The sequence below is a fragment of the Pseudomonas sp. E45-MNA-CIBAN-0222 genome, assembly GCF_040310405.1.
GTDB classification, from domain to species: domain Bacteria; phylum Pseudomonadota; class Gammaproteobacteria; order Pseudomonadales; family Pseudomonadaceae; genus Stutzerimonas; species Stutzerimonas stutzeri_AC.
Genome location: NZ_JBEOPU010000025.1, coordinates 16,752 through 27,527 on the forward strand (window position 1 = coordinate 16,752; position 10,776 = coordinate 27,527).

The 10,776-nt window shown below is 60.3% G+C and carries 7 protein-coding genes and 1 pseudogene; 4 read left to right on the forward strand and 4 right to left on the reverse strand.

The window, feature by feature from the left end:
• Positions 1–25 precede the first annotated feature (25 nt).
• Positions 26–1,066, reverse strand: a complete 1,041-nt coding sequence (locus AAEZ08_RS21975) for an AraC family transcriptional regulator (protein ID WP_003302555.1) — start codon at positions 1,064–1,066, stop codon at positions 26–28.
• Positions 1,067–1,239: 173 nt separating this feature from the next.
• On the opposite strand from AAEZ08_RS21975, the gene AAEZ08_RS21980 reads away from it, so the two are divergent.
• Together AAEZ08_RS21980 and AAEZ08_RS21985 are read left to right on the forward strand one after the other, a co-directional pair.
• Entirely contained in the window at positions 1,240–3,093 is a 1,854-nt protein-coding gene (locus tag AAEZ08_RS21980) for a DUF1302 domain-containing protein (protein ID WP_003302556.1), read from the forward strand.
• A 10-nt stretch (positions 3,094–3,103) separates the two neighbouring features.
• Entirely contained in the window at positions 3,104–4,459 is a 1,356-nt protein-coding gene (locus AAEZ08_RS21985; protein ID WP_036999587.1) for a DUF1329 domain-containing protein, read from the forward strand.
• Positions 4,460–4,537: 78 nt separating this feature from the next.
• On the opposite strand, the gene AAEZ08_RS21990 is transcribed toward AAEZ08_RS21985, so the two are convergent.
• A complete protein-coding gene (locus AAEZ08_RS21990; protein ID WP_003302559.1) occupies positions 4,538–5,485 on the reverse strand; it encodes a LysR family transcriptional regulator in 948 nt (315 codons plus the stop codon).
• A gap of 92 nt (positions 5,486–5,577) precedes the next feature.
• On the opposite strand from AAEZ08_RS21990, the gene AAEZ08_RS21995 reads away from it, so the two are divergent.
• Positions 5,578–7,542: an alkyl/aryl-sulfatase gene (locus tag AAEZ08_RS21995; protein ID WP_003302560.1), complete on the forward strand. Its 1,965-nt coding sequence runs from the start codon at positions 5,578–5,580 to the stop codon at positions 7,540–7,542.
• Positions 7,543–7,825: 283 nt separating this feature from the next.
• Positions 7,826–7,973, forward strand: a pseudogene (locus tag AAEZ08_RS22000) (integrase); the annotation flags it as partial.
• 181 nt (positions 7,974–8,154) lie between these two features.
• Here AAEZ08_RS22000 and AAEZ08_RS22005 read toward each other — a convergent pair.
• Together AAEZ08_RS22005 and AAEZ08_RS22010 are read right to left on the reverse strand one after the other, a co-directional pair.
• Complete coding sequence (locus AAEZ08_RS22005; RefSeq protein WP_008567170.1) at positions 8,155–9,108, reverse strand: c-type cytochrome; 954 nt, start codon at positions 9,106–9,108, stop codon at positions 8,155–8,157.
• Positions 9,098–10,480 carry a cytochrome c gene (locus AAEZ08_RS22010; RefSeq protein WP_008567169.1) on the reverse strand — a complete coding sequence of 461 codons (1,383 nt, stop codon included), beginning with the start codon at positions 10,478–10,480 and terminating at the stop codon, positions 9,098–9,100. Before AAEZ08_RS22010 ends, AAEZ08_RS22005 begins: the two co-directional genes overlap by 11 nt.
• Between the last annotated feature and the right edge of the window lie 296 nt (positions 10,481–10,776).

Below are 10,776 nucleotides of genomic sequence, written 5' to 3' on the forward strand. Positions count from 1 at the left end.
GGGGCGCCCTCTCGCCCCGGCTGACTCAGTGGCGCTCCCTGAGCGCGCGCCGGTACTGTCCGGGACTGCCACCGGTCCAGCGCTTGAAGGCACGGTTGAAGCTGCTCTGGTCGATAAAACCCAGATTGAATGCAATCTCGTTCAGGCTCATCCCCGACATGCCCAGATAGCGCAGCGCCAGGTCCTGTCGAATCTCATCCTGCAGTTCTTTGAATGATGTGCCCTCCTCGGCCAACTTGCGATGCAGGTTGCGGCCACTCATGTTCAGGCGCTCGGCAATGTGCTCTAGCCCAAGCTTGTCGCTACTGAGCAAGGCGATGATCTCCTTGCGCACTTGCAGGCTGACCTGCTCGTGGCGCATTCGCCCCAGATAATCGCGCAACAACTGCTCGTTCATTCCAGCAATCATGGCGTTGGCCGCCGGCAGCTCCCGATCCAGCACGCCGGAAGCCATCAGCATGACATTCGCCTCGGCGCCAAAGTACACGGGCACGCCGAAAAACTGTTCAAAAGCCTCTAAGCGGTGAGGTACCGGACGGCACAAACGAACCTCGAGCAGCCCTTCGGCAGCACTGGCTCCAAGTAACTCGCGAAAGGTTCTGAACAACACCCCCATGAAGGCATCAACAGGGAAAAATGGCCGCTGTGCCGAACCGGAGCTATCAGAGCCCAGTATCAATGCCACCCCCACAGGGCTCTCGACCACCTCGATTGCCGCGATGGTAGTGACCACCCGCACATAGCGCTGCAGCCGATCGAGCGCCTCTCGCAGGGTGGAGCTGGCCTGCAGCGCAAAGATCAGGGCATTGAGGTGAGTCGGATAGAGATTGGCAGCGACCTGAAGACCAAAAGAGTCATCGCCGGTCCGTTCGACACAAAGCCGCCAGAGCTTCCACATGTTGACCACGGCAACTCGCAGCTCTGGATCACGAATCACCCTGGGATCGATACCGGCCTCCAGCATCAGCGGCACCGCCTCGATGCCATACCCCTGCAGCGCTCGCTGAATAGCCAGCGCCCAGGTGGCAATGGTCGTATGGGCTAGTTCGTGGGGCGGACTGCTCATCCGAATTCCTGTCTGAAATTGTCAAAAACGCGGCTGTGCGCGCCAAGAAACAAGGGACTTACGCGGCCTATCTTAAGCCCCCCGGCAAGCGGGGCAACCGTTTGCACTCACAACAACAAAAACAGTTTCCGAGGCATACCATGCACCAATTACGCAGAGGCCATGGCGCCCTTGTGTTTACACTGCTGGCCGTCAACAGCACGCTCTGCCACGCCGCTACCTTCGAACTCGACAACGGCATCAGCGGCCGCTGGGACACCAGCCTGTCAACTGGCATGAGCATCAGCACCAGCGATCCAGACAGGAATCTCCTGCCCACTGTCTATGACGGACGCGCCGCCGGCATCAACGGTAACGACGGGCGCATGAACTTCAAAGCCGGAGACACCATATCAAGGGTGGTCAAAGGTACCACCGAACTGGCGCTTAGCCGGGACAACCTCGGGCTGCAGATCAGCGGCAAATTCTGGCACGACGACCTGCTGGAAAACGGCGACGCCCGCTTCAAGGACTTCGACGACTCGGGCTTCGATTCGCTGGCCAAGTTTTCCGGCGCCGAACTGATGGATGCCTACGTCTGGGGCGAATTCCAGCTCAATGACCGGCCGCTGGATCTCCGTCTCGGTCAGCAGGTCCTGAGCTGGGGGGAAAGCACCTTCATCCAGGGCGGCCTCAATGTGATCAACCCGATCGACGCCAACGCCCTAACCACGCCCGGGGTCGAGATCAAGGAAGCGCTGATTCCGGTCAACCTGTTCAATCTGTCGCTTGGCATCAGCGAGAATCTCTCGACCAGCGCCTTTTACCAACTGGAATGGCGCGCCACGGTACAGCCAGGTTGCGGCACCTTCTTCGCCCAGTCGGATGCCAGTCAGCCAGGCTGCGGCCCACTGTATGCCGTTTCAGGTCGAACGGAAGCGCAACAGGAGAACATGCAGCTGGTCAATCCGCTGCTGCCGGCCGGGGCCAACATGGTTATTCCGCGAATCAGCGACGATACCCCCGCAGATGCCGGGCAGTGGGGGGTGCGCCTGGACTACTTCGCCGAAGAGCTGAACAGCACCGAGCTTGCCTTCTACGTGATGAACTATCACAGCCGGCTGCCCTATACCAATGCGATCACCGCCGACTATTCCAAGCGTCCGGGCAGCGGCTTCTTCCTACCCGGAGTTACCAACAACCCGCTCTATGGTGGCAGCAACGCCAAGCCGCTGGCCCAGGCGCCGCTCTACCAGATGGCCTTCCCCGAAGACATCCGGCTGTACGGCATCAGTTTCAACACCTCAGGACCCTGGGGTATCTCTATGTCCGGCGAGCTGAGCCACAGGCCCAACCAGCCGATCGCCATCAACGGTCAGGACTTTCTCTACGCCAGCGGCTTTCTCGACACCGAGTCACCCATCGTCGACGAACTGTTTGGCCTGGACATTCAAGCCCCGGGAAGCGGCCCTATTCTGGCCAAAGCCGCCGGCCTCTATGGGACACAGGTGCAGGGCTATCGGCGCAAACCGGTTAGCCAGCTGCAACTGACGGCCATGCAAACTTTCAGCGACATCTGGGGCGCAGATAACCTGCTGTTGATTGCCGAAGTCGGCACCGTGCACGTGGCGGATCTGGAGCCGGTCGAGACCCTGGCCTATGGCCGCGACGCCGTCTACGGTTCCGGCGTAGAAGGTGCCGCCATTGCCTGCAAGAACCCGGCGTTGAAGCAGGACTACTGCCAACGGGAGGGATATACCACGCCCTGGTCCTGGGGCTATGCAGCCCGAGCCAACCTGACCTACAACGACCTGCTGCCGGGCACCGTGGTCACCCCATCGTTGGCCTGGCGTTATGACGTCGAAGGTTATGCCCCCTCTCCGGCTCCGCAATTCGTCGAAGGCCGCCAGGCCGTCACACTGGCCGTGAACTTCGACTATCTGGAGCGCTACAACGCCGCCGTCAGTTACACCGACTTCTTCGGTGGCGACTTCAATCCGCAGACCGACCGCGACTTCATCTCATTCACCCTTGGCGCCAAGTTCTGAGGACTTATCCATGCTTAATAGCCCAATCTCCCGCCACACACTCCTGGCACTAAGCCTGATGATCAGCATGCCCGCTTTCTGTGCCGTCTCGGCCGAACAGGCGGCACAGCTAGACCAGCAACTAACGCCCATGGGCGCCGAACGTGCTGGCAATACCGACGGCAGCATCCCCGCCTGGGACGGCGGATACAAGCCATCGACCTCAGGCGGAGCGCTGGTCGATCCCTATGCCGCCGAGCAACCGCTACAGCGCATCGACTCCGGCAACATGGCGCAATTCGCCCAGTGGCTGAGCCCAGGCACGCAAGCCATGCTCCGTCAGTACCCGCAGAGCTTCCATCTGCAACTGTATCCCTCGCACCGCAGCGCGGCCTATCCCGAGTCCATCCTGAAACAGAGCCGGCAAAACGCCACCCGGATCAGACTGAACGCCAGTGGTAGTGGCCTGGAGGGTGGCTACACCAGCGGCGTGCCGTTCCCCGTCCCCCTGCGTGCCGAAGAGGTTATCTGGAACCATGTCACCCGCTACCGTGGCGGGGCGGTCAAGCGCGAGGTTCACCGCATGCCGGTGCAAACCAGCGGTGCCTATCAGGCCAGCCTCATCCGCCAGACACAGGTCTTTGCCAGCAATGTCCGGGACAACACGCCAGACAGCAATCTGCTCTTCTATTTCATCGGCCAGACCCTGGCTCCGGCGCGCCAGGCCGGCAACATCGCCCTGATTCACGAGCCCCTGGATCAGGTACAAACCCCACGCCAGGCCTGGGCTTACAACGCCGGACAGCGGCGTGTCCGGCGAGCCCCTACACTGGCCTACGACTCACCACAGAACAGCTCGGATGGCCTGGCCACATCGGACAACATGGATATGTACAACGGTGCGTTCGATCGCTACGACTGGACCCTCAAAGGCAAGCGCGAACTGTTGATTCCTTACAACAACTACCGACTGCACGACAAAGGGCTGAAGTACGCACAAATCATCCAGCCTGCGCATTTGAATAGCGACTACGTGCGCTATGAGCGGCATCGGGTCTGGGAGGTAGAGGGAAAGCTCAAAGCAGGCCAGCGCCACATTTACGACAAGCGCACGTTTTTCATTGATGAGGACACCTGGCAGATTGCCCTAGCGGACCATTACGACGCCCGTGGTGAGCTATGGCGAGTATCGGCAGCCTACCAGTTGAACTTCTACAACGACCTGGTGCCCTGGATGACCGCCGAGGCTATTCATGATCTGCAGTCTCGCCGTTATCTGGTCAGCGGCCTGAGTAATGAGACCCCGAGCGAGGCCAGCTTCGGCCATGAGGCTCTGCGCCAAGACTTCAAGCCAGATGCCTTGCGCCGCTTGGGCGGGAAGAACTGAAGGATCGGTCTTCGGCGAGTCAGCCACCGGCGTCGGACGACGATCTGCTGCAGGTTGACCGCCTTGCCATGCCCTTCCCTAACGGGCCAACCAAGCATCTTGGCGCTGGCGCACGGTGGTATCGTGGGCCAGAAGCACCTCGATAAAGCATTGCGCAGCAAGTGATAGGCGTCTGCCGCGCAGATGAGCAATCCCGAAACGCCCGCGCAGGCCAGGGTCAAGGCTGCGTAAAGCCTGTAAGTCGCCGCGCCGCAGTTCGTCTTCCACCATAAACCAAGGCAATATTGCCAGCGCCTCACAGCCCTGTAGGAGCTGTTTGATAATGGCCGAGCTATCGCAGGTGATGGCCAGCTTCCACTGCTCACGCCAGGTGTTCTGTAAGGCTCTAGGTAGGCGCTTGAGCAGCTGCTCACGAATATCCTCGGGAAGGTTGGGTCCGGCCAGTGGATACTTCAACAGCATCTCCAGACTAGGCTCGGGGTGCTCAAGCAAGGGATGACCGGCGCGGCACATCGGCAGCGTGTGGTGCTCACCAAGGGCCTGTATCGTATAGCTGGGGTCGTCCTCGATCTCGTGCAAGTCGGCCACCAGCAGATCTATTTCCCGGCGTTGCAAACGCGCGGGCAGTTCTTGCCAGGGTGCCAACACCACCTCCAAATGCACGCCGGGGTGCGCGCGGTTCAAAATGGCCAGCACCGGGGCGACAAGCGCGGCGCCGGCAAACGGACCTACTCCCACACGCAACTCACCTTGCTCCAGGCCGCGCGCCAATTGTAGGTCACGCTGCAAGTCCTGGGCGTGCAGCAGCAGTTGCCGGGCATGCTGCAATAACAGTTCGCCCATCGTTGTGGGGGTCACTTCGCGGTGGCTGCGATCAAACAGCTGCTCGCCAACCTGAGCTTCCAGCGCTTGCAGGCTGCGGGTCAGCGCCGGCTGGGAGAGGTGCAGCGCCTCTGCGGCGCGGGCAAAGTTGCCATGTTCGACCAGGGCCAAGGCATGACGCAGGTGACGGAACTCTATATTCATGTCTTTTGCTCATCAATTAAATGATTTGATTGCATTGGACGCATAGTAGATCGCACGCCATGCTCTGACCAGACACTCTCTGGAGAACGCCGATGAACCTGCCCTATCGCTGGATGCTAACCAGCACCTTGTTGCTACTCAGTGCATGCAGCGACGGCCCTGCGCCCAGTCACAGCGCCGCCACGCCACGCACGCAAGCTGCCCAGGCCGAGGTGGCGCAGAGCTATGACCTGAGCCATGTCGAGGGCCTAGCCCAGGCACGCCGCGGCCTAATTGCCACGCCTCAGGGCCAGGTGCGCGATGCCGAAGGCGAAGTGATCTGGGACTTCGATAGCTTTGCGTTTATCCAAGGTGAGGCCCCCACTACCGTCAACCCCAGCCTGTGGCGGCAAGCGCTGCTGAATAACCAGGTTGGGCTGTTCAAAGTCAGCGACAAAATCTATCAGCTACGCGGCTTCGACCTAGCCAACATGACGCTGATCGAAGGCGACAGCGGCTGGATTGTCATCGACCCGCTAACCAGCCGGGAAACCGCCGCCTTCGCTATGGACTTCGTTGCACAACATCTGGGCTCACGCCCGGTGAGCGCGATGATCTTCAGCCACAGCCATGTCGATCACTTTGGCGGTGCTCTCGGCGTGATCAGCGCCGAAGACGCCAAGGTGCGTCAGCTACCGGTGATTGCCCCGGCTGGGTTTATGGAAGAGGCCACCAGCGAAAACCTGATGATGGGCATCGCCATGGCCCGCCGTGCCACCTTCATGTACGGCAAGCGCCTACCGCGCAGCGCCGAGGGCCTGGTAGACAACGGCCTGGGCAAGGCGGTTGCCTTCGGGCACATGGGCATTCTGCCGCCCACCCAACTGATCGACGGCCGCGAACAGACGCTGGACGTGGATGGAGTGCGCTTCGTCTTCTACAACGTACCCGAGAGTGAAGCCCCGGCGGAAATGACCTTCAGCCTGCCGGAGCTGAACGCCTTTGGCGGCGCCGAGCTACTCTCGCAAACCCTGCACAACCTGTACACCCTACGCGGCGCCAAGGTACGCGATGCCTTGCAGTGGGCCAACTACATCGACGCCAGCCGCGCGCAAGCCGCTGGCGCCGAGGTGCTGTTCAACCAGCACCACTGGCCAGTGTGGGGGCAGGACAACATCCAGACCTTCCTCACCACCCAGCGTGATGCCTACCGCTACCTGCACGATCAAACTGTTCGCCTGATGAATGCCGGCCTCACCGCGCCGGAGATCGCCGAGCAACTGCACCTGCCGCCCAGCCTCGACCGCCATCTGAACGTGCACGACTACTACGGAACCCTCAAGCACAACGTGCGCGGCATCTATCAGTTCTACCTAGGCTGGTTCGACGCCAACCCGGCCAACCTCGACCCACTGCCGCCGGTGGCCGCCGCCGCCAAGTACGTGGCCCTGGCCGGCGGCCGTGAGCCGCTGCTGGCAGCCGCCGAGCAAGCCTATGCCGAGGGCGATTACCGCTGGGCCGCGGAGCTGGGCAAACATCTGCTCTATGCCGATCCGGACAACCAGGGCGCCCGCGATCTGCAGGCACGCAGCTTCGAGCAACTGGGCTATCAGGCCGAGTCGGGGCCCTGGCGCAACTTCTACCTGAGTGGCACCTATGAGCTGCGCCACGGCCTGCCGGAAGAGGGTTTCACTCCGGTAATGATGCTCGATATGCTCAAACACACCGCTCCCGAGCGCTTCCTGGACGTGATGGCCACCAAGCTCAATGGCACGGCGGCAGCCGACAGCGCGCTGCGTATCAACCTCAACTTCACCGACAGCGGCGCGCGCTATCACTTGTGGATCGAGAACGCCGTGCTGCATCACCGCCGTATGAATGAAGGCGAAGTCGCCGAGGCCGACGCCAGCCTCAACCTGAGTAAGGACTTCTTCTTGCAGATAATCAGTGGGCAAGCCGGCGCCGCAGCCCTGCTCAGCTCCGATCAGGTGTCGATCGACGGCAACCCCCTGGCCCTTGGGCGCTTCTTCAGCCTACTGGATCAGCCAGACGGACGCTTCCCCATTGTCACGCGGTAGTAATTGGACTATGCCAACCAATTGCGCCGAGATAAAGTGGCGGGCTTGGCCGTACCCGCAAACAGGTCCAGCTATCGTAGAGCCCTCGATAGTTAGACTTAAGCCCCATGTTGCTGTGAGTGGAGCTGGCCGTTTTCACTCTGACTGGCTGCACAGGTGTTTTGAATCATCTTGGATAGGATGCTTCGGGCCGGAAGTAGCACCTAGCTAACGGCTGCTTTTGGCCGTTAGCGACCAACGCTCTGGCTAGTCATCTTGTCCTCCCACACGTGGAGGACTTGCCATGAACATCATTACTACCTGCAGATGTCAGCCCCGGAAAAGGGAAATTGGTCGGGCAGAAAACCCCGCTCCGACTGAGAAATATCTGGGCGATCCGAGTAAGGCTTCAAATTGCAGAAAAAGTCCGTGATCTGGCTCTCTTCGATCTCCTATCGTTTGAGATAACAGAGCAAGCCCGAGCGGGTCCGTCCGTTAAGGTCGATGACGCCTTGGAGATGGCTGAACAGATCAAGGTCTGACCATGCACAGCGACGGTTGAGGCCAGGCCGACGCCAACAGGACATAAGAGGGCCCGGAGCCGCTTCCGAGTCAGCCAGTTTTAGAACTTCCTTAATAGCGAGCATCCTTAGGTCTTGGCCTGTTGGGCCAATCGTTAACCTTGCCGACAAAGTCAGGTCTCGGCTTGTGAGTGAAGAATTCGGCGACATCCACGGCGTCTTGGTCGGACAGCACATTACCATGACCCCACAGGCCCTTGGTTTGAATGCCCATCGGCATGTTGTATTTGACGAAAGCGGCCGCTTTATAGGTTCGCGCCATGCCGGCGCCGATGTTGAAAGACTCTTCGCCCCACAGTGGCGGAAAGACGATATCGCCGCGGCTGTCCTTGATACCCTCGCCATTGTCGCCGTGACAGGTAGCGCACTGGGCGTAATAGATCTGTTCGCCGTGCTCCGGGTCGGGCACCAAGCTCTCGTCTATGACGCCGGCATTGCGGATATCGACCAGCTGATCCTTGGGCGTGCTCTGCGCCAGCCACTCCATATAGGCAACCATCGCCTTCATTTCCTCGGAATCGCGAGGCACTGGCTTACCGTTCATCGAGCGCTGGAAGCAGCCATTGATGCGGCCCACCAGATCAACTTCCTTGCCGGCCCGTGGCATGACGCGCGGGTAAAAGTTAAAGCTGTTGATGTACGGGTCGCCTAGCGGAATCTTGCCTTGCGCAATATGACAGCTGTTGCAGTTCATGGCGGCGCCGACATGCTCCGGCAGCAGGCGCTTGGTTTCATTGAGCAGGCGCTTGCCATAAAAGATCTGATCGGCGTTCGGCTCATCGACAATCGCAGTGTCCTGCGGAATGGTATAGCGGCCGATTTTCTGGTTGGCATCGTCCAGGGTGACCAGATCGTACTGGGCGGCATTGCGTTGTGTTGGCTCCGGCTCGGAGCAAGCGCTCGTCGTGGCGGCAATGATGGCTGCGGCCGTTAGCGGGAGGGCGCCGCGGCGCGCATGGCTGATGCCGCGCCGAGCAAGAATGCTCAAGAACAGTTTATTCACCATGAACTCCTTGCTCCGTGTGGGTCACGCTCAGGTCGGGCGGTAGGTCGGTTCCAACGCGAGGTTTTTTGCTCAGGAAATGGCGCATGGCGACGACATCGCCAACCGTCACCTCACTCGCCTGGTTGGTCCAGCTGTTGCGGATAAAATTAACGACTTCAGCGATATCGGCATCGGCGAGCGTGTTGAATGCCGGCATGGAAAAGGCCATGCGGTCATGGGGCGTGTCGGGCATACGACCGCCGCTGAGAGTGATCTGTAATACGGAGTCCGGATAGCGTGAATACACCGCGCTGTTACCGTCCAGCGCTGGGAAGATTCGGGGCACGCCTTTGCCATCGGCGCGATGGCAAACCTGGCAATACTCGACGTACAGCAGCGCGCCGCGCGAGTCGTAGACGCCATCCAGCAGTTTCTGGGTGGTGAAATCCTGCTTCGGCGGGAGGTCGATTTCCTTACCTGGCGCGGGGCTGAGCGTTTTCAGGTAAGCCGCCATGGCCTGGATGTCGTCATCGGTCATGTACTGCGTGCTGTGCTCGACCACCTCGGCCATAGCACCGAAGGCTGCGGTGGTGCCGGTACGGCCGGTCTTGAAGAAATCAGCCAGCTCTGCGGTGCTCCAGGTACCTAGGCCGCGATGCTCGCCGCGCAGGCTCTTGGCGCGCCAGCCATCGATGATGGCGCCACTGAGGAATTCATCCGAGCCGGCGTCGGACAGCGCCACTTCCTGGAAGCCGATGCCGCGTTCGGTATGGCACGAGCCACAGTGGCCCGGCCCTTCGATCAAATACTGGCCGCGAGTGAGCATCGGGTCGTTCGTCTCCGGCACGAAATCGCGCTCGGCGGCAAACAGGGCCTGCCAGTAGGCCAGCGGCCAGCGCCAGTTGAGCACAGGCGGTAGTTCGCTTGCTTTGTTGGGCTGGTTGACAGGCTCTACGGCCGACATGAAGTACGCGTACATCGCGGCGATGTCCTCATCCGGCATGATGCCGTACGAGGGATAGGGCATGGCTGGATAAAGCGCGCTGTTGTCCTTGCGTACGCCGTGCTTGGTGGCGTTCAGGAAGTCGTCGAAGGTGTACTCGCCAATGCCGGTTTCCCGGTCGGGCGTGATGTTGGTGGAGTAGATGGCGCCCAGAGGCGTCAACATCGGCAGGCCACCGGCGAACGGCTTGCCGCCCAACGTGGTATGGCAGGCCACGCAGTCGGCGGTGCGGGCAATGTATTCACCGCGCTTGATCAGTGCGGCGTCGTTGGTATCGATCGTCATGCCGCTGCTGGCGGTGCGAAAGCTCGGTAACACCTGGCTCAGCGCAAAAGCCAGAACCCCGCCACCGATGGCCAAAATAAGGATATTGCGTTGCCACTGTTTCATTGATTCATCCTTCTAGGCGAGATAGCGAAGTAGCGACGTATTCAGCTCGCCCATGTCTCGCTGTTCTGCAAAACGCGGCCGGACTACGACTTAATTATGGCTGACGAACAACACCACCCATTGACCTCGATCAGTCGATCATAGGCACGGCCATTTTCTTGACTGGAAATTTTCACAGAGGAGTATTAAAGGGGCATTAATAAAGTGACGGCGGCTTTTGGCCGATTCTGTTGAAAAAGTAGGTTTAGCGGCGGCCTGCCGATCAGGTGTGCCTGCTGTCGAAGTGGCTGCAAGCC

What these genes read in the sequence shown, in the direction of transcription:
- AAEZ08_RS21975 (WP_003302555.1), bottom strand. Translation starts at nt 1,066, where the DNA reads ATGAGCAGTCCGCCCCACGAACTAGCCCATACGACCATTGCCACCTGG.
- AAEZ08_RS21985 (WP_036999587.1), top strand. Translation starts at nt 3,104, where the DNA reads ATGCTTAATAGCCCAATCTCCCGCCACACACTCCTGGCACTAAGCCTG.
- AAEZ08_RS21990 (WP_003302559.1), bottom strand. Translation starts at nt 5,485, where the DNA reads ATGAATATAGAGTTCCGTCACCTGCGTCATGCCTTGGCCCTGGTCGAA.
- AAEZ08_RS21995 (WP_003302560.1), top strand. Translation starts at nt 5,578, where the DNA reads ATGAACCTGCCCTATCGCTGGATGCTAACCAGCACCTTGTTGCTACTC.
- AAEZ08_RS22005 (WP_008567170.1), bottom strand. Translation starts at nt 9,108, where the DNA reads ATGGTGAATAAACTGTTCTTGAGCATTCTTGCTCGGCGCGGCATCAGC.
- AAEZ08_RS22010 (WP_008567169.1), bottom strand. Translation starts at nt 10,480, where the DNA reads ATGAAACAGTGGCAACGCAATATCCTTATTTTGGCCATCGGTGGCGGG.